General features: G+C 43.2%; 15 protein-coding genes. 7 read left to right on the top strand and 8 right to left on the bottom strand.

Features of this window, described 5'->3' with window-relative positions:
* Position 1: 1 nt before the first annotated feature.
* The 4 genes from A8C56_RS10065 to A8C56_RS10050 form a co-directional block, all read right to left on the bottom strand.
* Positions 2-3,958, bottom strand: a complete 3,957-nt coding sequence (locus tag A8C56_RS10065) for a DUF6443 domain-containing protein (RefSeq protein ID WP_084490148.1) — start codon at positions 3,956-3,958, stop codon at positions 2-4.
* A gap of 58 nt (positions 3,959-4,016) precedes the next feature.
* Positions 4,017-7,880, bottom strand: coding sequence for a DUF5977 domain-containing protein (locus A8C56_RS10060; protein WP_067755289.1), 3,864 nt, complete (start codon positions 7,878-7,880; stop codon positions 4,017-4,019).
* A 32-nt stretch (positions 7,881-7,912) separates the two neighbouring features.
* Entirely contained in the window at positions 7,913-8,809 is an 897-nt protein-coding gene (locus A8C56_RS24755; protein ID WP_179946962.1) for a FliH/SctL family protein, read from the bottom strand.
* 610 nt (positions 8,810-9,419) lie between these two features.
* Positions 9,420-10,496 (bottom strand): NUMOD4 domain-containing protein, encoded by a 1,077-nt coding sequence (locus tag A8C56_RS10050; protein ID WP_067755284.1) that lies wholly within the window; start codon positions 10,494-10,496, stop codon positions 9,420-9,422.
* A 968-nt stretch (positions 10,497-11,464) separates the two neighbouring features.
* Between A8C56_RS10050 and A8C56_RS10045 the strand changes: the two genes are divergently transcribed.
* The 3 genes from A8C56_RS10045 (at position 11,465) to A8C56_RS10035 (ending at position 13,740) form a co-directional block, all read left to right on the top strand.
* Positions 11,465-11,908 carry an SPOR domain-containing protein gene (locus A8C56_RS10045; protein ID WP_067755281.1) on the top strand — a complete coding sequence of 148 codons (444 nt, stop codon included), beginning with the start codon at positions 11,465-11,467 and terminating at the stop codon, positions 11,906-11,908.
* 238 nt (positions 11,909-12,146) lie between these two features.
* On the top strand, positions 12,147-13,340 hold the full coding sequence (locus A8C56_RS10040) for a M20 metallopeptidase family protein (RefSeq protein ID WP_067761846.1): 1,194 nt from the start codon (positions 12,147-12,149) through the stop codon (positions 13,338-13,340).
* Between the two features lie 34 nt (positions 13,341-13,374).
* Positions 13,375-13,740, top strand: a complete 366-nt coding sequence (locus A8C56_RS10035) for a hypothetical protein (RefSeq protein WP_067755278.1) — start codon at positions 13,375-13,377, stop codon at positions 13,738-13,740.
* A gap of 18 nt (positions 13,741-13,758) precedes the next feature.
* Here the strand turns inward: A8C56_RS10035 and A8C56_RS10030 are convergent, their stop codons facing one another.
* Positions 13,759-15,420 carry a S41 family peptidase gene (locus A8C56_RS10030; protein WP_067755275.1) on the bottom strand — a complete coding sequence of 554 codons (1,662 nt, stop codon included), beginning with the start codon at positions 15,418-15,420 and terminating at the stop codon, positions 13,759-13,761.
* A gap of 151 nt (positions 15,421-15,571) precedes the next feature.
* On the opposite strand from A8C56_RS10030, the gene rfaE1 reads away from it, so the two are divergent.
* From rfaE1 to A8C56_RS10015, 3 genes are read left to right on the top strand one after another with little or no spacing between them, the layout of a single operon-like run.
* Positions 15,572-16,582, top strand: coding sequence for a D-glycero-beta-D-manno-heptose-7-phosphate kinase (rfaE1, locus tag A8C56_RS10025; RefSeq protein ID WP_157097942.1), 1,011 nt, complete (start codon positions 15,572-15,574; stop codon positions 16,580-16,582).
* A gap of 4 nt (positions 16,583-16,586) precedes the next feature.
* Positions 16,587-17,087 (top strand): D-glycero-beta-D-manno-heptose 1-phosphate adenylyltransferase, encoded by a 501-nt coding sequence (gene rfaE2, locus A8C56_RS10020; protein ID WP_067755269.1) that lies wholly within the window; start codon positions 16,587-16,589, stop codon positions 17,085-17,087.
* Positions 17,088-18,068, top strand: a complete 981-nt coding sequence (locus tag A8C56_RS10015; protein ID WP_067755266.1) for a glycosyltransferase family 9 protein — start codon at positions 17,088-17,090, stop codon at positions 18,066-18,068.
* Positions 18,069-18,664: 596 nt separating this feature from the next.
* Here the strand turns inward: A8C56_RS10015 and A8C56_RS10005 are convergent.
* Positions 18,665-19,897 carry an MFS transporter gene (locus tag A8C56_RS10005; RefSeq protein ID WP_067755259.1) on the bottom strand — a complete coding sequence of 411 codons (1,233 nt, stop codon included), beginning with the start codon at positions 19,895-19,897 and terminating at the stop codon, positions 18,665-18,667.
* A complete protein-coding gene (aroQ, locus tag A8C56_RS10000; protein ID WP_067761844.1) occupies positions 19,894-20,337 on the bottom strand; it encodes a type II 3-dehydroquinate dehydratase in 444 nt (147 codons plus the stop codon). Before aroQ ends, A8C56_RS10005 begins: the two co-directional genes overlap by 4 nt.
* A 212-nt stretch (positions 20,338-20,549) precedes the next feature.
* Here aroQ and A8C56_RS09995 point away from each other — a divergent pair, with 212 nt between their 5' ends.
* Entirely contained in the window at positions 20,550-21,098 is a 549-nt protein-coding gene (locus tag A8C56_RS09995; protein ID WP_067755256.1) for an NADPH-dependent FMN reductase, read from the top strand.
* Positions 21,099-21,138: 40 nt separating this feature from the next.
* Here A8C56_RS09995 and A8C56_RS09990 read toward each other — a convergent pair whose 3' ends face one another.
* Positions 21,139-21,648, bottom strand: coding sequence for an acyl-CoA thioesterase (locus A8C56_RS09990; RefSeq protein ID WP_067755254.1), 510 nt, complete (start codon positions 21,646-21,648; stop codon positions 21,139-21,141).
* Positions 21,649-21,749: the final 101 nt, after the last annotated feature.

Raw genomic sequence — 21,749 nt, 5'->3', positions numbered from 1 at the left:
ATCAATTTCCTGACCCCACATTTGGATTAACAAAACTCCCGTTTTCATACTGAGTACGAAATGATTTTTTTTGACTTTGTATTCTATTTTGAACTGCTTCACCCCATGTAGCAGGCAATGATCCATCCTTACCGATAAATCGTTTTGCCACTTCCGCTGATATAGCATCATCAAAACCATGAGCTGTAGCCTGCACATCAATTCCGGCAACTTGAGCAGCTAGTAACCTCGTATTATCTACTGTCGTATACATGCCGTCCTCCATCTTTACAATATCAATAGGATCTCCTTTCCATCCACTTTGTTTCATCGATGTAACAATATCATCTAATCCATTAACAGAAGATTGAGAAAACCTAATTGAACTAGAACTAAAAGTTTTTGTAACTAAACTTCCGGCCTCTGTCATTAACGATGTTAGTACATTGATTGATTTCCCCAACATATAGCCGGTTCCGGCCGATATAAACAAATCAGTAGCATTATCTTTAAATCTTTGCTGCTGTGCTTGCCCCTGAGGAGTATTAGGATCAAGCCTATTATGTTCAAATAAACTTGCCGTCTGTGATGCAAGTAATATCCTAGTAGCCCAACCTTTAGTTACAAAAACATCTATTAACGCAGCACCCGTGATTGCTCCACCTGTTCTCACTCCTCTATCATATTCTCTGGCAGCACTAGGTCCTTCTTTTCGTTCTATTTCTTTTCGAGCTTTGTTTATGACAAATCCCATCCATTCACCTTCAAGACCTTCCAACTCAATATGGGTAGTTACCTTGTTTTCGCTAAATGCGTAGGGGCTATTGTGTGCATATTTGGGACTTAATGGGTCTATTTCTATAAACCTCCCTATCTGCGGATCATGATTACGGTATTTGTAGCTGTAATAGTTCAGCCCTAAGTCATCATCAAACTTCTGCCCCTGGAACGTTTTATCCTTATTAGCTAAAATCCCTGAGGCCTGCGTGGATATTCCTCTTTGTACCAACCCGAACGGATAATAATGGGTCTCTTCAAGCAAGGTTTTATTCTCCTGTACCATTGCTCTGACATTGCCCAGGTGATCTTTCAGAAAATAATCCGTCACAAATGTGGTAGCCGTTGGTGTTGTCGGACGCATTCGTCCTTCTTCAGTGCCTATATGCTGTAATACACTATTTTCAAAAATCATTCCACCCAGGTAATCCGTTATCTTTGTCGCTGATCCCTCTGTTACCTTCTTCTGTAATTTATTACCTGCCGCATCATACTGGTAACTGATCGTTCCTTTGCCCGTTACCGTGATTTGTTCCGGTAAATTTAAGATATTATACGTTATACTACTGATACTTTTATTCTGGTCTTTTGTCAAATTCCCGTTTAAGTCATACGCATAATCATCAGCTGTACCATTAGTTCCGTCATTAAAATCACTCAACCCATAGGTCTTTGTGTTTACCCCGGTTTCCGTGACCTTAGCCAGCTTACTACTGCCCGGCAGGTAACTATACACCAGCTTATCCATATCAATGGCAGTATTGTTGTACACACCTCTTTGCAGCATCCCCTTAATATTACCATTGTAATCATAGGCCACATTGACATCTGTTCCTGTACTGCCCATTTTTACACTATAATCCATCGCTGTGGTAGCTACATAAGCACTTCCACTCAGCTGACCAAAGTCCGCCTTCAGCAACCGGTTGGTATTGTCATAACTGAAACTGTACCTCCTGATCGGTGCGCTGTTGCTCTGTCCTCGCCAGCTCATACCTGCTATGTTGCCATTATATTGAAGGTTACTATAGTTGCTGATAGCAACATTGGTTTGACCCGCTATATTATTATTGGCTTTGTCATAGGACAGGTCATAACCAAAGAAATTGGTCGTTGCTCCCGTGGCACTATTCACATAAGCCCGGTTCATCCCCAGCAGCCAACCCCGGATATTGTATTCATATACCTGCTTTTCTACGCCTGTTGTACCTGTGGCATCTGTTGCTCCCAATGTTTTGGTGGTTAGCTGACCCAGCTCATCGTATTTATTGATCGCGAGGACTTTTTCCGCACTCAATGCCCCCCCATCTCTCTTGATCTGATTGGTCGCCTTTACCACACGGCCCAATGCATCATAAGTATTCCTGGTTATAGTTAATACAGAAGTGGCGTCTGCACCTCCCTTGGTTTGACGGCTGAGTACCGTCAATGGCTGGCCAGCCCAGCTGTATTGAGTGGTGGCTACATCCACCCCACCTGTATGATTGAGTGTTTTTACCTGTACCGGGCGGTTTTTATCATCATAGAGCGTTAAAGTGTAGATATACACAGCGCTATTGAGAACCTTTACCCGGCTGCCCGTAACCATCCCTTTGGTACGGCTGTCCATTGCCGGTTTCTGGGCGTATGGCCAGATCGTATTGCTGACAGGTAGCAGGTTGCCTGCAGTATCTGTCACGGTAAAAGTAGCACTTATTTTACCTGTCAGATCGTTCGAATAGGGTGTTTTGCCTACCCAGCTATAATCATCATAAAACGTCTCCGTCAGGGGCTGTACGCCCGTAAGCATTGCCGCAGTCGGGTAACTGGTGCTGGCAGCCGCCGTCTGCCAATGGGTAGAAAGAACTACTGAACTACTGAACACCCCCGTCGCAACCGGCCTGTTCAGCGTATCATATTGGGTATAGTTCCACATACCGGCATTTCTCAGATTCCCATCCTGGGTCATTACTGGCAGATCTTTGATATTATACACCATCGCTACTTCCGAAGCGCCTGGCACTTGCTTTACTGTCATCCGGTTCCGGCCATCGTATTCATAACGAAAACATTGCTCTTTGAGTAAGGTCGGGGTCAATGCCCAGTTCCTGGCATCATTCATCGTCTTTACCCCCTCCGGCTGGATCACACAGCGCAGGTTCCCCAGGTCGTCATAGATATAATAGGTGCATAACCAGCCCCAGTGTCCTTTGCCCAGCCCATTGTCTGTGGCTGTGCTTTCCAATTGCACTTTTTTCAGGATCAGCTGCCCTTCCTTGTCCTTGAACTCGATCACCTGGCGGCCAACCTCGTCTACCGTTACTTTCTTATATAGCTCCCCCGCATCATACAGCCTGGAGCTCGCATAGGTACTGGTGATGATGGCTCCCGGTGCACTGGGGGTGCTCGTAATATAAGCCCGGAAGTTGCTGCCCGATGGTACGGTAAAGCCATTACCCAATGTAATGCTTTCTGTTGCGCTTATCTCTGATTGCCCGCTATAGTTATTTTCCGTACGATTTGCTGGCGTGCCGCCTGAGCCATCACCGGGGGTACCGTCCGTCACCTCCCAGATCCGCACACTGTCCCTGGCCGTATTGATCCAGTATTTGCTCTTGATACTATGGCGCGTAGCTTCCGTGGTGGCCGCATAGCTCCCCGCCCAGCTTTTACCCGGCGCAAACTGCTCCAGTACCCGGTTTAACGGCGAGGCTTCAAAAAGCGTCTGGCTGTAAAAATTATCCTCCCCCTGCGATGTCCCATACTTGCCCGTCATAAACTGCTGCTGCTGTGCATAGGGGTTCATCTTAAACAAACCATCTGATAAAGACGTATTGCCATCCGCATTGTTCGCCGCAAAAGGTGAAAAATGATACTGCTCCCTCCCAAATTCATCATACAATACCGGCGTTACCAGGTCCCGCGCACCAGCCGTATCCGTTCCCACACTCGCCGTTGTCGTGGTGACCATCGAACCCTTCTTTACCACCGTTTGTAACGGCCTGCCCAACCCATCAAAATACTGCGTCGTCTCTTTGCTCTGCAAGAGATTTCCCTGCATCAAGGCCGCCGGCGTCGTTACCGGCGCCGTCGCCGTCCACTCACGGATATAATTGACCGGCACGCCAGTAGGATAGGTTGGCAGATCCGTTGGCTTCTGAGCTTGAATGTTAATAGTTCCTGTTAGCAACAGCAGCAAAACTGGTAATCTATTGAAATGCATGTGTTTTCTTTTTAAATTTTAACTGTTAGCAGAGGCTATATAGTTCCATCATTCCCATTTAAAACGTAGAATTGGAAGCTTTAATTGAATAATTAAGTCCCTGTTCAAATGTAACTTCACCGGTAGTAAGGATTATCCCTTTCCCATTATTACTCCAAACATTCCGCAAATCGACTCCATAAAAGAAATTATAGTAAACCCAAAAATTCGTCTGAAACCATGGCCAGTCCGGCATGGTAAACCGAAGTTGATAAGTCCCGGCGTGAGTTAAGGAAATTGTAGTACTTGATTCCCGGCTTTGAGGATAGTAAGCAGTTTGCTCAACAAGGCCATTTTTCAGAAACTCCACTTTTATTTGCTCCGGATAATGTTCCATATAACTGGGAAAAACATTTGCCAGCTCAATTTGGGCGGGACCAGTTCCCTGGCATTGTCCATGCATATTGGCGTAAACAGGGCCATTAAAATATAGATCACGTTCGGCCTTACGATTCGCATCAGCTTTGCTGATTGTTGACATATGCCAGCCCGCACCGACGCCATACCTAACCCATGTGCCTGTACCATAGAGACAGTCGGTTTTATTAAATTCCCTGGACATGGCATCATTTATATAAGTACAATAGCCGTTTTCGTTAGCATACTGTTGGCCATTGGTGTTGATATCGTCCCAAGCAATTTGGTTGGCATCTTCAACACTTATACCGGAAAAATAAGTACCGGCGGGAACCACATAATCAGTTGGTCCGGCCGTTCCCTGTTCCAAACAATCCTTCTTATAAAAAGTCTTCTTTTGTTCTTCATTGAAAAAATATTTTCCAGCACCTGCAAGCGCCCTATCTGCATACTGATAAGCATTCTTTTTTATTACCTTTTTTTCATTATCCTTTGAAACGCTTAACCGTCCTAAACCGTCGTATTCATAATAGGTCGTCCGCCCGGCGCCATCCTGCCTGGATATTAATCCGAACACGGGGTCATAAGTAAATGAAGTCACGACTCCATCTTTAGTACGACTATCAGTTCGCAATTTGCCAAGCTCCGTTAGCATGGCCGCCTCATTACTTCCTCCTTTGTTCAGAATACTCGTATCAATTACCGAACTGACAGTTGTAAAATCTTTACCAGCAATTCCGGCGACAAGAAATTGTCCTTTATAGCCCCATAAAAGTGTTTGTCTTTGATCACCAGCTTTTTGTGCTTCAATAATATTGCCCCGGCTGTCATATCTGGAATAGAGATAAGAGAGTTTGTATTGCGCATTTTTTTGGTAGGTTAATGGACTTCCTGTGGTTGGCAGTACTCCAGCGGCCCGGTTTGAAAATTTAAAATTTGAAAGTGGAATATTCCTTGCCGTTTCCAATCTGAATTCTTTTGCAACCAGCCCGGTTGTATTGGGAGTATATTCTTTTATTAATCCCGAACTGATGTACGACGATGATGCTTTGGTCAAATAGGTTACATTTTCTACCGGATAAGCCCATAAATGATTTGTCTTCATTAAATCAATAAAATCTGTTCCGGAAGCAAAATCCATTGGATAGCTGGTGTAGCTGGTTTGTTTTTCGCCGCGGCTGTTCATCGTTTCTATTCGCGTCACTTGTAAATGTTCTGCGTTATCATAATAATATTTAGATTCTGTAATAAGCGGATTCAATCCATTTTTGTAGTAAATCGTAGTTGTCTTCGATTTCAATTGCGACCACGCATGCGGTAACAAATATTTGGTATATAGATAGGCATTTGATGACGGCGTTCCCACCCGTATAACCTTATAGCCTGGAATGACCGCTTTTAGTGTTCGATAGTAGTCAAAATTTTCAGTTTGTATTAAAGAATCTAACTGGTCATAAGTCTTTGTTTCAAGCAGAACCCCCCTTTTCCATTCGTTCTGATACAGTTCAGGATACGGAAATTCTCCGTAACTAACATACTTGCTAACATATCCATAGTCGTTTGAGGGCGTGGGATCAAGAATTTCACTGAGATATAAACTTCCAACAAGAGAGTTTTCCTGCGCGGTTCCTTCATTAAACAAGTCTCTTGTGGCATAATCGCTATACAATGAAGAACTGATAAAGCTATTTATTGTCTTACCATTACCGGTCCGTGAAACCTCAACCACTGAGTGGCCAACATCATTAAGGCTCCCGAGAATTGCTGTAGGCTGAGCAGAAATCCTTACAAATTTGGTCGCACTGGCCGGAGTAGGAAGCCCAAATGTACTCAGCACGGATTCGCCAGGTATTGGGCGGTGATATGCTCCATCCCAGGCAACATTAAAATACTGAAAACTATATTTCATGGGATCAAGCTGCTGAGACGATGGTGAACTGAAGTATTTGTAATTTATTTCATTAGGAATGTTGTCCGATGAAAAATTTCTGATCTTCTTAATCCTTAACCCACCTTGGAATACTGACTGATCATTAAGCTCAAATGTAAATTCGCTTCTACCTCCCGTTGGGTATACGATTCTGGACAACATACCGGCCTTTGCCGCAACTGCATTTGCACTTCGATCAGCTCCTCCTCCTAGTGTAAAAAAAGCCGAACCGCCCAGGCTTTCTTCGCTGGCATCGGGGAAAAAGGATGTGTACAGCGTATTTTGCGATATTTGTCCCTGGATACCAGGCAACAAATGCGTATTTTTTGTAAAATTATAATACCCCCAAAAATCCTGAGAAGGACTTAGCCGATAGGGCAAGGTATAAGGATCATCTGTGGCAGGATCATTATCGCCCAGATAATAGAACTTGTATACCCCTCCGATACTTGCATCAAGTGCGCTTCGCTCCTCGAGCGAATCTAATCGAAGCCGGTAATTCAGATGTTTATTACTTTCAGGTTGAGCTCCGTCATATTTTCTGACATTATTGGCCTCAAAATAACCTGCATACAAATTGAAGTACTTTATCTCTTGATTGGTTTGTGCATTTTTTACTGAGATCTTTTGAAGTCTCGGCACTCCTGGCAAATCCAATCTGGCTGTAGCAGCATATATAAAATCAATTGCCTCCCACGTGCCTGTTATTTTCTTTAACCTTATACCGGAGACATTCGTATTAGTGTTCGTGTAATTCAATGGCGGGTTTATATTTCCTGCACTGCCATTTACAACCTCTACAAGCCCATCTGCATAAGATCGAATTGTTTCATTAAATGAGTTACCCTCATAAGTGAACAAAACAGAATTCCCGGCAGGGGACGTAATTTTCGACAAATACCATGCAGATACTTTTGCTCCTTCATTGGTCCCATAAAATGTCTTTTCATGATCAGAAAATTCGTATTTAAATCCAAGTTCATCCTTAATCGTAAAAATCTCTTCTTGCGGATTTGAACCCGCTCTCCACGAAATAGCAATTGCTTCATCCTTATTCAATTGCGCTACTCCATTTTTATCAAAATAGAATTTTCCGCTTCGCCCGTTAAAATTATAATAAAAGACATCTGGTTCCGGATCCAGTCCACCATCCACCGACATTGCTAATCCATTGTTATTAATGAATGTTGATACCGCAGTATTATTGGTACAATTTGTACATTCGGGGATGTTCGATCTGTCCGGCTTTAGAACGCCGTTGACCAGGTATTCTGCTTTCCCTCTGACAGAACGTGTGATCAGCCCTCCCGAATTCATCACCCATCCCAGGCCCACATTCGATGAGGTTTCGTCGATTTTTATGCCTGAAGCATGATAGGATAGCGTAACTGACACAGATAGTTCTTTTTCAGTAAGCTTATAGAGCGGAATGCTAATATCCGGTATGCCTGTATATAAACTTACCGGGACATCTCCATACTTGCCAAGTGCGTATGCTTCAGGCGATGGAGGATAAAATTTGGGGTTATCCTTTTGAGGATATACATTTACTAAAAAAGCAAGCAGGAACAAATTTAAAAAAAATAGCTTTCTCATATCTTGGTTTAATCTCTATTTTAAAATGCTTTTTATTGCTTTAGCCGCCGATTTAATTGCTTTTTGATCCGCTCATTATCTTTGCTTATATTTTCAACTTTTTTTTCCATCTCGATCAAATGCAATGTCAGTTCTTCAATCTTCTTTAGCAACACCACCTGGTTAGCTCCTACTTCCATTCCATTTTGTTCTATTTCTTTAGCAGATGGGATATCCGGTAAATGCCCATTGGCTTTGATAAAGCTTTCTACTTTACTTAAGGGCATAAGAGAATAAGAAGGTTTGAACACATAGTCCGGCCAATTCGCCGTTTCTACTTTTACTTCTTTTGCACGGATATTACCATTTACAGAAAGTTTCTCAGCAGGAGTAATCGTTCCTATGCCTACATTGCCCGTCTTGGACCATATACCATCTTTAAAATTCACATCCCCGCCAAAAGCATTGGAATACGGTATTTCAACAGTGTTGGTTCCCGTTATCGCCTCATCAGCAACCGTCCACCCTTGAAAAGCCCCGGTAGCAGGATTGACCATACAAAATGCACTTACGGTAAGTTGCTGGAAATAGACCTTGTTATCGATAAAGATCACCACTTTATTATCCTCATTTGAAAGCTGGACCTTGGGGACATCTCCGCCCGACGACGAAATTGTAGAACTAATAAAATTACCGTTATAGATATAAAATGAGAATTTAAGACTGATCGTCTTCGCTTTACCATAACTATAACCATCTATGAAAATCGTCGGCATATAACTACCGCTGATATAGGGTAGGTTAGTTTTGATCTTCACTCCATTTACTGGTGTCGCCATACCTCTGTGATTCAGGATATTATTATAGTTCTGGCCATAAGTTTCATGCTGAGTAAAAGCCACAAATAGCCAAAGGATCAACGCCATCCTACATGGGGTTCTTGGTTTCATCGGTATTATAATTGCTTTTTATTTTATTGATTGATTGTCTTCCTGCAATTGTCATTGACATATCTACAAACCCATACCAAAGCAGCCGAATAGGGTGATTTTTTGCATATTTTATGTAAATTTCCTGGGCATGATGGATCTATATAGCACTCCGAATACAACGCGCATGTATAAAACAACATGCACATAAATATTACCCTTCAATTATGACAGGGCGTTTAGAAATTTACTTCTGATTTATTTTGCCGTTAAAATGTTGAAAATGATAATCAGCAGCTCAGTTCTGTTCTACAACATTTTTCAATACCTGTTAGGCAGTTTGTCTTAGTGGTTTAAGGTTTCTTTTTTATACATGCGTTTATTGTTTTGAGGTGTTTATTTCAAATTCGAATTAAAAATACAAAACTATTTCAGATTCCAAAATTATTTTTTGCGCTTTTAAAGAATGTTTTCATAGACCTCATGGAATCATAAAACAGCTCCCCCATTTTATTACGAAACGCTTTTTAAGCTGCACCGTTATTCCTGGATAAAAAAATCCCAGACCTGGTCAAGTCCAGGAAAAATAAAACAGATCAAAATACAGGAAGCTATTTCATTTCGGAAAATATTAAACATGTAACCGGTGCATACGATTGATGCTCCATGCCGCATTTTTTAGTTCAAGATTACCCGAATCAATATTTCGATTATCCCCATCCTTGTAATATACCCTCAGCGTAGCATCTTTAATATTAAAGGAATCAACAAATAAAAAATAGACCCAACGTGCGACCTGCACGGTTTTCTTGTTGTGGTCCTTGCATAAAGTTACCAACGGTGTGGTTGTTTTGATTTTTCCGGAGGGTTCTTCCGTTACCTCGACAGTCAGTTGTTTTATTCTTTCTGGGTACCACTTATGTTGTTTCCCATCAGACACCTTTTTTAAAGCCTTTACCCTTCCTTGACTGGAAACCATATAAAGCCCTTCATAACCCGGAATATCCTTCCATCGCTCGTCAGGACGGGTTTTCACAGACAGATCCAATATAGCCGGTAAAGATTTTGGAGTTCGTTTTATCGCCAGCTTTTTCATTAGACTTCTATTAATGATGTCTTTTTCTTCTTTTAGGGGCAAGGTATCCCGTTTCAATGTTTTTCGCTTGCTCAGTTGCCAGACAAACCCCTTAAAAAGATAACCCTTTTTGTCACTGGCGACAGCAGCAATTGCTCGTCCATTAAAGCCATTAACCTTTCCAGCCTGGTACATACTCTCATATTGTCCGACAAGCTTGCCATCCGTTGTCAACGCCAATCCAATTCTCTTTTCTTCTATTAAACCCAAAATTACCTTTTTGTATGTAGCAGAAATGTGATCTGTGCTTAAAGGGACTTCTTTAAGAATACGAAACCTTTTTTCGTAAGGGGTAAAATCAAATTCAAACGCATTTTCTTCTTCTACGATTTTCTTCTTTTTCTGTTTAAAGAGAGGATGATTTTTTATAAAATTTTGTTCAAATATTTTTATATCAAATGGTTTGATCTCTTTAACCGCTTTTTTTGCATTTACTTCTATCGTCTCTAAATCATCGCGGATTTTTTGAAGATCAGCATTAATATGGGAAGCAGAAAGTTTCTCATAGTCCTGTATCGAAAGATCATAGATAAGGGGATAGTATTCCCTTACCCCTTTTTCATAAAGGCGCAATTTGGATATTTGTTCTCTTTCTTTACCCTTCGGGTGTCTAAAATAATTGTAACTGTCAACATCGCTATTTGTTTTGAGAATTAAAAAATTCTCCGGAGAATTTGCACATAGATTTGCACATAAACCACGGTTAAACGACCTATAAAGGTGCTAAACGAAATTCGTAAATTCTTTTAAAAATATTGGCAATCAAACAGTTAGGTGAAATTTAGATAAAGTAGATTATAATGGGATTAAGTTATTGATTGGACTTAAAATCCTGTGGGCAGCAATGTCCGTGCGGGTTCAAGTCCCGCCTGGGGCTCTGATGATCAATCAGATGGAAAGGTTCACGAAAGTGAGCCTTTTCTTTTTTATCCAAATTTGCCAACAATTTGCCAACAATTCTTTAAACCGTAATTTTTCAGATTAATTTTCGCAAATGTTGCCGGAAAATGAAAAAGCCTGTCCCTATAAATTATATTCGTTTTAATTTTTTCCCGCCAATTTTCTTTAAGAAGAAAAAGCCCTCCCGTTTTTGTAAATAAAGCGGGCTTTCAAACCTCCTGTAATGCTGTTGTGAACTCCCGCCTGCGGCAGGATGGTAACAGCAGTAAAACCACTACAGTCCCCAAAAGTGCGTAGCGCCGCAATATTATAAATATTATATTAAAAGTATGGTTGACAGCGCGGTCAGTGAGCGGAGGATATGCTTCTGACGAAACTATAAGCTTTATGCCCGTTGTTCTCAGAACTATTTCAGCCATGGGTTCACGATAGTTGGAGAGCGGAATGAGAGGAGACAGATCGGCTCGTAATCAGCCGGTTAACCTTTATTTTGTTTTTATAACTTCTGAAACCGGCAAAATCTATTTATTGTAGCATTATATTTGCATGCAACTTTTTATAATAGATTCTATTCTATTAATAGAAAAGTTATCAGGAACGGAGTTGACGCCTAATCATTCAGTTTTAACCGGTAGAAAAATATGAAGAATCTTATTTCCGCCTTTTTATTATTGCTTTCATCGGGCTTGTATGCGCAGCAATCGGATCATGCATCTGTAAATGTTTACAAGGATGCCCGGGTGGATCTGCTGCTTAAAAAGCAGGCGGATGTAAATGATGTGTCTACCCGTAACTCCACCAGGCGTAGAACCGCCCCGGGCTATCGTTTATTGGTAATCAGCACCAACAGTAAGCAGGAAGCAATAGCGGCACGCACAAAGATCTACTCCTCCTTCCCGGAGCTCAAGCCCTATATGTGGCACCAGTCGCCTTATTATAAGGTAAAAGTGGGGAATTTTACCTCCCGTCAGGACGCGCAGGCCTATCAAAAGAAGCTGGCGCCTTATTTCCCCGGTGGTGTTTTTTTAATGAACGATGTGGTTGAGGTAAACCCTGAGGCCACTGCTTCATCAGATAGTTTGTAGTGCCTGTTTCTATTTAAAAGCAATAATGGCAGACGCATACATCTGTCACGAATTCCGATCAATGGGGGCGAATTGTTTCAAAACGCTAAAAAAATAGTAGCTAAAGGCGCCTTATTGGTGTTATTCTGACCGGGAACCTTTTTTTATTATTATTCGTGCATTTGTGGCGGGTTTTTATAGGTTGATGCGTATGCTGTCAGGATTTCCGTATCATTGGTTTATCAGTTATTTTTGCCGGATGATCAAAAGAATACAATCGCTGGCTAAACAGTACGCCCCGGAATTTATTGCCGTAAGGCGTCATTTGCACACGCATCCGGAATTGAGCTACCAGGAGTTTGAAACTTCAAAATATATTCAGCAGCAATTATGCAACCTGGGCATTCCTTTTGAAATAAAGGCCACTACTGGTGTGGTGGGCCTCATCAGGGGAAAAAACCCGGATGCAAGGATCATTGCACTAAGGGCGGATATTGACGCATTACCCATACAGGAATTAAATGAAGTGCCTTATAAATCCGTTAACGAAGAGGTGATGCATGCCTGCGGGCATGATGTGCATACATCCTGCTTGCTGGGCGCTGCAAAAATATTAAGCCAGACAAAAGAGGAATGGGAAGGTACGGTAAAGCTTATCTTTCAGCCGGGTGAAGAAAAAAACCCGGGTGGTGCCAGTCTTTTGATCAAAGAGGGGGTGTTGGAAGACCCTGCGCCGGCAGCTATATTGGGGCTGCATGTGCATCCGGGGCTGGAGGTAGGCAAACTAAGCTTCAGAGGCGGAAAGGTGATGGCCAGTGCGGATGAATTGTATTTTACCATATCAGGAAAAGGGGGGCATGCCGCAGCACCCAATTTATGTATTGACCCGATCCTGATTGCATCGCACCTGGTGGTGGCTTTGCAGCAGGTGATCAGCCGGAGAAATAACCCTCAAAATCCTACAGTGCTGTCAATAACTGCCTTTAATGGAGGAACCACTACTAATGTGATCCCCAACGAAGTGAAACTAAAGGGAACCTTCCGTGCGCTGAATGAAGCCTGGCGTTTTGAGGCGCATGAGATCATCCGGAGCATTGCTGAGAACCTGGTGAGAGGAATGGGAGGAACGCTGGATCTTCACATAGATGTTGGCTATCCGAGCGTTTATAATAATGAGATATTAACAGGGCAGGCACTGGAGCAGGCAAAAGAGTATTGGGGCCATGAACGGGTAGAAGAAACAGAAATACGGATGGGTGCTGAAGACTTTGGATATTACACCCAGCAGATCCCCGGTTGTTTCTATCGCCTGGGTGTCATGAATAAAGAAAAGGGGATTGTTTCCGGTGTGCATACCCCAACTTTTGATATTGATGAGAATGCTATTGAAATAGGCATGGGCATGATGGCATGGTTGGCGGTATCAACAGATTTAACAAAACTGAAAGAGTAACCGGCCACTCCAATGCATCTTTAAAAAAAAGATTATGAAAACTATTGTTATAGCTGTTTTATTTTGTGCATTCTCCGTAGCCGGAGCTGCCCAATCAGATAGTGGTGCAGCAAAATCTGCCAGCAAAGCTTTAAAGGAACAGTTGGCCAACCGGAGAAACAATCCGGATAATATCAGTAACAAAAAAATAATTAAGGATTCAAAGCAGCAGAGGGCTGCTGTGTCTAAAACCCGGTGCTCAAAAAAGAAAAAGAACTGCCGGCAGGGTAAAAAGGCTGATAAGCGCGCTGCAAAGGATGTGTTAAAAGACCGTAATACCAGGGATCCCAGGCTGGAGCGGCCGGTAAAACCCGTAGAAAAAGCCAATCCTTCTGTTTTGAAGGATTCTTTAAACCATTAAAGTAAATGATCGCCCTGTTCAGCGCCTGATACTTTTTTGATCAGGGGTGGTAATCATATCATGTATCGTGGTAACGGTACCAATACCGTGGCCGATCGGAAGCCGGATATTGTCATCACTGGATGAGATACCCGAAAATGCCGCCCGTGATTGGGATTGTGCCGGAATGTAGCTGCTGTTTCCTGTAATCTGTCTTATTGCATACAGGAGGCAGAGCTCATTCGGATCACCAAAATCATAGCGCACATCGTCAAACTTTTGCAGATTGGTGGTCATTCCATCGTAATAACTGTCTGTTTGTGTGCCTGCAAGCTGACTGGCGTTTTTGGTTTCAAAATTGGCTAAAAAAGCACTGTATTTGCCAAGCCGGATCTCAAAGAAGCCCACGGGCTTGCCATAGGTTTTTGTTCCGTCATCGCTGAAGGCTGCACCAATAAGATAGACACTGTTAAAATAGGGGCGGAGACAATTGATCAGCAGCTCGCTGGCAGAAGCAGTGGCACTGCTCACAATAAAGTAAATATTCTTGATAGTGCTGCTGCTGTTCACATTTCCTGTTTTGGCTATTTTAGCAGTATTCTTGCTGACAGAGTAGTCGATGTCGAAATAGGTATAATCTCTGGGACTGTTGTTGTCATCATATACCGGTTGGTTCTTCAGCAGGGTGGCCTGACCCTGTTGCATAAGCTGGTTATAATATTCCGCAAATAAAACTTTTCCTGTGGCCGAAGCAGGCGCAAGAAGATTGGCAAAATACGTGGCTGTTTCCACATAACCGCCACCGTTGTACCTCAGATCTACCACGATGTCTGTAATTCCATTGAATTTACCAAAACTTTCATCAAGCGCGGGTTGCGCGTTGGCGGGGCTGGTAAAAGATTTAAAGGCGATATAGCCGATTTTTTTTCCTGCAATATTCAGCACCGTGTCTTTATATACCGGGTTGAAGGTATACAGGGATTTAGAGAAACTGATATCCCAGGAAGAGTCTTTACTGGGTTTATAAATTGTTAAGGTAATCGAAGACCCGTTAAGCGCATTGGTAATTTGAGCAGAATTATTATCGTAGCTCCATCTATTGCCGTTGAACTTTGAAATGATCTGCCCTCTTCTTAAACCGGCATTATAGGCCGGTGATCCTTTTGTTACAAAACGGACATATGCAACGGAGCTGTCTTTATCGGAATAAGGGATCTTTTCCTTCGTGTCAGCGGAAAGGGAAACTGGTATAAAGCCTATGGCAAAACCCAGTTCATTTTCCTTTCCGTCCAGTGTCATTTTCAGGGTTCCGGTTTTTTGGGGGTCAGCAATCACAGAAGTGAGGCCCCCACCGTATAGATCCGCCGTTTTTTCAATATAAGAATATTTACATTGCGTATTGTCATTTCGGGCCACCCCGGTATCATCATAATAGATCGCCTGTTCATAGGGCAAACCTGTAGCCGGGTTTTTGGGATACCGTGTTAAAGCCAGCAACTCACTCTGCAAGCCGCTCAAGGTATCGCTTTGCACATAGCCGTCCGGTTGAAATGCTGTCTGGTCAGGCAATGCGGTATTCCAGTAATAGATCTGCTTTGCATACAGGAATAGAGAATCTGCCAGTAAGTGCTGTGTTGTCAATGCAGATGTTGTTACATTGCTGTTCTTGTCTTTTCGGCTGCAGGCAGTAAAAAGGGTCATATATAGGATAGGGATTAAAATATATCTCTTAAAAGGCATGGAACAATATTTTCTGAAAAATTAATCATTAATGCCCTACTGTAAAAATAATTTTTGAATAGCCTGGACAATGCGCCCGGGAACATGGATTTTCTCCCATTAAAACGTTACTTTGCTGAAATTACAAGTAGTTATGGGAATAAAGGAGGTATTGAAAACCGTCATACGATCAAAAAAGCGGCCGGCCCTTTTAGTAGTGGGCGATCTGATGGTGGATCATTATATATGGGGCGCAGCAAAAAGGCTGTCGCCGGAAGCACCCGTGCCCGTGTTAAGCGCAAAGAATGAAACGGTTACCCCGGGTGGAGCAGGCAACGTTGCACAAAACCTGCTGCAACTGAATGCCCGGGTTGCCATAGGCGGTTTGGTGGGCAATGATGATGCGGGAAGGGCATTGGTGAAACAACTGGATGATGAACTGATCAATACGGCCGGTATCCTGGTAGATCCTGGCCGCCCTACCACCATTAAATCGCGGATGATGGCAGGCAATCACCAACTGCTGCGGGTGGATAAGGAGGTAACGGAGAATATGAACAGCGCCCTGGAGCAACAACTGCTGGCGGGACTTGAAAAAGAACTGGAGGCGGCGGATATGGTGCTGCTTTCTGACTATAATAAGGGCGTATTATCGCCTTCCTTTACTCAAAAGCTGATCAGGCTGTGCACCAAGAAAAGGAAAAAAGTAATAGTAGATCCCAAAGGATTGTATTATGAAAAATATTCCGGGGCATATCTTATAAAGCCTAATAAAAGGGAACTGGCAGAAGCCGCTGTTGTAGAGGGGATCGCCAATGATAAGGAGCTGGACGCTATTGCAAAAAAAATGCTTGCAAAAATAAAGTGCAACTACCTGGTGGTAACCAAATCAGAAGAAGGCCTGGATCTGATCTCAAAAAAAGAGTACCATAATTTTCCGGTAAAAGCCAATGAAGTCTTTGATGTTACAGGTGCAGGCGACACGGTTTTTGCTTCGCTGGGATATTTCCTGGCTATCGGCCTGGATATTAAAACGGCCTGTGAGCTGGCCAATTATGCCGCTGCAGTGGCAGTAAGCAAAGTGGGCAGCGTAGCTGTAACCATTGATGAAATAGCGGCAATTGCCGCCCAAAATAAAAAATAGGGAAATGTTATCCGAACAGGAAAAGATAATAAAAGCAAAAATACTTTCCGCAGAAGATGCCCTCAGAAAGCGTAACGAATGGAAAGCGCTTGGTAAAAAAGTGGTATTTACAAACGGCGTATTTGATATTTTGCATGCAGGGCATGTACAATCCCTTGCCCGGGCGGCGGCCTGCGGCAACCGGCTGATCGTAGGGCTGAATGCAGATAGTTCTGTAAGAAAATTGAAAGGCCCGGAACGTCCGGTCATCGGACAGGACGATCGTGCCTGTTTACTGGCTGCTTTATTCTTTGTAGATGCGATCGTTTTATTTGAAGAGGAAACACCCCGTTCATTGATCGTATTATTAATGCCGGATGTGCTGGTAAAATCTGCTGATTATACAATAGAGCAGATTGCCGGTGCAAAGGAAGTGCTGGAAAACGGCGGAGCAGTGGAATTGATGCCTTTTTTGCCTGGCATATCCAGCAGTGCTATTATTGAAAAAATACGTACTGGTAAATAAATGCAGCAGCCCCAAAAGATATTAGTGATCCGGTTCAGTTCAATGGGCGATATTATTTACACAACGCCCGTTGTACGATGCCTGAAAGAGCAACTGCCCGGAACAGAGGTGCATTTTCTGACCAAGCCTGCTTTCAGGTATATTTATGAAGGCAACCCTTATGTAGATAAACTGCTGCTGCTGAAAGATACGCTGGATGCTACCATCCGGGAGATCCGGGAGGAGCAGTATGATTGTCTGGTAGACCTGCACAGCAACCTGCGCACAGCCATTATCAAATTAAAAACAGGACTGAAATCATATACCTATAATAAACAAACGATAAAAAAGTGGCTGAGCCTTAAATTGAGGAGGCAGTTATTACCGCCGGTGCATCTGGTGGATCGCTATTTAAAGGCAGTGGCCCCGCTGGGGATCAAAAATGACAATAAGCCTATTGATTATTTTATAAAAAAAGCATATAATTTAAATGCGCTTTTACCTGCTGTACATGCCGGCGGGTATATTGCTTTTATTATTGGTGCGGCGCACTTTACCAAAAGGATGCCCAATGATAAGATCGTTGCTGTTTGCCGGCGGCTGAACAAGCCCGTAGTGCTTTTAGGCGGCAATGATGTTAAAGAAAACGGAACATATGTGGCCGATGTTGCAGGCGATAAAGTATTTAATGCCTGTGGCAGCACATCGCTGGACGAATCAGTATTCCTGGTGGCTAAAGCAGATGCGGTCATCGGCTTTGATACCGGGCTTACGCATATTGCGGAAGCGTTTAATAAACCGATCGCATCTATATGGGGTAGCACCATTCCGGAGTTGCTGGGCGTACAGCCCTATAAAATTGATCACTCACTGGTAGCCGGCGTTACGATCAGTTGCCGCCCCTGCTCAAAATATGGACTGCCAAAATGCCCCCTGGGGCATTTTAAATGTATGAAAGATATTGATGAGAAGCAGATCGTTGATTTCTGTAGTCAGTATTAAAGGTTCCTGCAGAAAAACGCGCCTGCCTGCAGGCGAGCTATCCGGTATACATATCTTTTGCTAACAGATATAAGCGTTTCTGATTATTATGCGCTGCTTTTTCTTGTTTTTCAATTCCGGAACACAATTGCAACTACTGCAGCCAATCGGCTTCAAAGCGCCTCTTTTTTACACAACGGATGTTTATCTTTTTAACAAACCATTCCTGTAAAAAAGTAGGGAAGTACTGACTGTACAACAACCCGGCAGAAGAGTCTACTGCCTGCCCCTTCATTAGCATTTGGGAGTTGCTTTTCAATTAGAATCTTCATGTGTGTGGGAGGCCAAAAGGCGGAGCGTTCTTTTGGCCAAGCCTTTTGTGGCGATTGGCAAAAGGTTGAAAAAAATAGAAGAGTTGAAGGTTTGTCATTGTATCAATACTCCGCAACTCAATAAAGACAACAATCACAATTATTGTACAAGCCCAGGTAATATGAGAAAAAAGTTGTGTGTACAGCATAGTTGCCGGCGAGGCAGGGAACTTCGCAGAAGAGGGATGGAAGGTCTGCGTTCGTCAGAGGATTCAGCGGGCGTTATTATCCCTGGTCCCCTTATAATCAGACTTCTTCATAATTCAGGTCCTTATGAAAGGTTTCCGGAAGGGTAATGACGGAAACGGTGGAAACGATCATCACAATAGCAGCCGTAATGATGGCGCCATTGACATAGCCCACATTATTCAGCTCCCGTATTTCTTTAAAAATGAAAATAATAAGCGGAAGCAGCCCTCTTACAAAATTGGGGACGGTTGTAGCGGCTGTGGCACGCAGATTGGTGCCAAACTGTTCTGCTCCTACCGTTACAAAAATGGCCCAGAAGCCAATACTAAATCCCAGCAAAAAACACAGCATGTACATACCCGCTGCAGAGCCGTTCCACTGTATGGCAAAGAACAGGACTATGGAAATAATGGTAAGTGCGTAAAAAAGGTAAAGCGCTTTTTTTCTGCTTTTCAGCCATTGGCTTACCAGCCCGATGCTGATATCGCCTATTGCCAGTCCTATATAAGCATACATGATCGATTTACCCGGATCGATGTCTTCCCTGATGCCGAAATGTTTTCCGAACTCATTGCTGAAGGTGATCAGAATGCCGATCACAAACCAGGTAGGCAGCCCTATAAAGATGCTTTTAAGGTATTTGGTAAACCGTTCCTTATTGCTGAATAACATAAACAGGTTGCCCTTCTGCACATTGGATTTGCTCATTTGATGATACATGCCCGATTCCAGCACTGATATTCTCAACAGCAGCAAAAGGATCCCCAGCCCTCCGCCGATAAAATAACAGGTGCGCCAGTGAAAGGTTTCTTTTATTAAGAACGCAATCGCTGCGCCAAGCACGCCGAAACCTGCAACAAGAGAAGTGCCGATGCCTCTTTTTTCTTTGGGCAGCAGTTCTGCCACCAGGGTAATGCCGGCGCCCAGTTCGCCCGCAAGGCCGATGCCGGCAAAAAAACGGATGATAACATACTGGGGGATATTCTGTACAAAGCCATTGCAAATGTTGGCGATTGAATAGATGAGGATAGAGCCGAACAATACTTTTACACGGCCCTTGCGATCGCCCAAAACACCCCAGAGTATGCCGCCAAGCAGAAGGCCCGTCATTTGTGCGGATAAGATCCATTCTCCCTCTGTTGTAATCGCATCGGCTGTAAGGCCCAGCTCCTTTAAACTGGGAATACGGATGATACCAAAGATCAAAAGATCATAAATGTCTACAAAGTAGCCCAGTGCAGCTACAATAACCGTTAAGCTGAAAAGCGAGGCCTGTTTCGGGGTGCTCATAAAGAAGATCGGGTTTGGGTGGGAGCGTCTTTAAAATATTGCACGGCCAGTTCATAGCCTTTTAATCCGAGCCCGATAATGCTACCCACGGCTTTTGCGCTTACATGCGATATTTTCCTGAAATCTTCCCTTGCGTGCACATTGCTGATGTGCACTTCAATAACAGGAGCTTTTATACTGGCAATGGCATCGCCAATTGCAACGGAAGTATGGGTATAGGCGGCAGGGTTCAGGATAATGCCATCACAATCAAACCCGAATTTTTGCAGCGCATTCACCAGCTCTCCCTCAATATTACTCTGAAAATAATGAAATTGAATGTCCGGAAAATGATTCTTCAGTTCTGTAAAAAAGGATTCAAAGCTGGCATTACCATAAATGCCTGGCTCGCGCTTACCCAGCAAATTCAGATTGGGCCCATTGATGATAGCAAGTTGCATCAGTATTTTTTTATTTGTTTTAATGGCCGGACAGGAATGTATATGCAGAATGCTCATTTTACCAGGGGCAATAGAAAGATTCTGCTCTTACCGGATATATACATTTTTTCGGATGGCTAATATAAACATTTGCCTTTTGAAAAAAGCAATTTACCGTTTGAAATTTTGCGTAGTTGCCGGTGATGAATTAATTTTAAAGAAAGATTTCAAGCATGAGCGTAAAGAATATTGCCGTACTGGTAGGAAGCCTCAGGGAAGCATCATACAATCGCAAAGTGGCCAGGGAAATGATCCGGCTGGCTCCGGAAGGCCTGCAACTGAAAATTGTGGAAATAGGAGAGCTTCCGCTGTATAATGAAGATCTTGAAAAAGCAGTGCCGGATGCCTGGAAGGTTTTCAGAGATACAATGAGGGAAAAGGACGGAATGATCTTTGTAACACCGGAGTACAACCGTTCTGTGCCCGGTTTGCTGAAGAATGCCATTGATGTGGGATCCCGGCCATACGGGAAAAGTATCTGGAATGGAAAACCGGGCGCTGTAGCCAGTGTAACTCCCGGTGGTTTAGGTGCTTTTGGAGCCAACCATCATTTAAGACAATCGATGGTGTTTTTAAATGTTCCTGTGATGCAGCAGCCGGAAGCTTATATCAGCAATATTGCGGGTTGTTTTGATGAGCAGGGTAATATGATCAGCGATCAATTAAAGGAGTTATTGAATAATTTCCTGCAATCTTATGCGCGGTGGGTCCGGCAATTTTAATATAAACGGAAGCAGTCTTTCTTATAAGATTACCGGATGGTTAAATGCCGAATATAGCTTTCAATTCAATTGCATCGTTGGGCTTCATTTTACCACCAAGGATCAGGCGCAATTGCCTGCGGCGTAATGCCCCGTCAAACAGGCTTTTTTCCAGGTCAGTGACCGGCTCAATGGAAGGTACGGCCGCCGGCTTGCCATGCGGGTCCAGTCCTACAAAAGTATAATAGGCTTCATTGCTTTTATAACGATAACGGTTTACCAGGTCTTCTCCATGCACCATCAGGTGCACTTCCATGGACGTGTGAAAGGCCCGGGTCACTTTGGCTTCAATGTGCACCGCGTTCCCCAGTTTAATGGGATTTTCAAAGGAAATATTATCAACTGATGCGGTAACTACCGGAAGGGTAGCATGTTTCTGTGCAGAAAGAGCAGCGGCAATATCCATCCAGTACATTAAACGCCCTCCCATAAGGTTGCCGAATGTATTGGTATCATTTGGTAAAACCAGCTCTGTCATCACAATTAAACTATCCGCAGGATTTTTAGCCATTTTTAAAATTTGGTGCAAAATTAAACGGATCGAAGGATATTAAAAAGCTTTTGAACAAACGGTTGCGTACGCTCAATTTTTTTATGATAAGCAGTGACTGT

Source organism: Niabella ginsenosidivorans, from assembly GCF_001654455.1.
Lineage (GTDB): Bacteria > Bacteroidota > Bacteroidia > Chitinophagales > Chitinophagaceae > Niabella > Niabella ginsenosidivorans.
Note: the sequence above shows the minus strand (reverse complement) of the source record. Positions and strands in the feature narration are given on the sequence as shown.

Excerpts from the sequence above, each read along its gene's own strand:
- A8C56_RS09990 (WP_067755254.1), bottom strand. The coding sequence starts at position 21,648 with ATGGCTAAAAATCCTGCGGATAGTTTAATTGTGATGACAGAGCTGGTT.
- A8C56_RS10030 (WP_067755275.1), bottom strand. The coding sequence starts at position 15,420 with ATGACCCTTTTTACTGCCTGCAGCCGAAAAGACAAGAACAGCAATGTA.
- aroQ (WP_067761844.1), bottom strand. The coding sequence starts at position 20,337 with ATGCAACTTGCTATCATCAATGGGCCCAATCTGAATTTGCTGGGTAAG.
- A8C56_RS10045 (WP_067755281.1), top strand. The coding sequence starts at position 11,465 with ATGAAGAATCTTATTTCCGCCTTTTTATTATTGCTTTCATCGGGCTTG.
- A8C56_RS10005 (WP_067755259.1), bottom strand. The coding sequence starts at position 19,897 with ATGAGCACCCCGAAACAGGCCTCGCTTTTCAGCTTAACGGTTATTGTA.
- A8C56_RS10040 (WP_067761846.1), top strand. The coding sequence starts at position 12,147 with ATGATCAAAAGAATACAATCGCTGGCTAAACAGTACGCCCCGGAATTT.
- A8C56_RS10015 (WP_067755266.1), top strand. The coding sequence starts at position 17,088 with ATGCAGCAGCCCCAAAAGATATTAGTGATCCGGTTCAGTTCAATGGGC.
- A8C56_RS24755 (WP_179946962.1), bottom strand. The coding sequence starts at position 8,809 with ATGAAACCAAGAACCCCATGTAGGATGGCGTTGATCCTTTGGCTATTT.
- A8C56_RS10060 (WP_067755289.1), bottom strand. The coding sequence starts at position 7,880 with ATGAGAAAGCTATTTTTTTTAAATTTGTTCCTGCTTGCTTTTTTAGTA.
- A8C56_RS10035 (WP_067755278.1), top strand. The coding sequence starts at position 13,375 with ATGAAAACTATTGTTATAGCTGTTTTATTTTGTGCATTCTCCGTAGCC.
- rfaE2 (WP_067755269.1), top strand. The coding sequence starts at position 16,587 with ATGTTATCCGAACAGGAAAAGATAATAAAAGCAAAAATACTTTCCGCA.
- A8C56_RS09995 (WP_067755256.1), top strand. The coding sequence starts at position 20,550 with ATGAGCGTAAAGAATATTGCCGTACTGGTAGGAAGCCTCAGGGAAGCA.
- A8C56_RS10065 (WP_084490148.1), bottom strand. The coding sequence starts at position 3,958 with ATGCATTTCAATAGATTACCAGTTTTGCTGCTGTTGCTAACAGGAACT.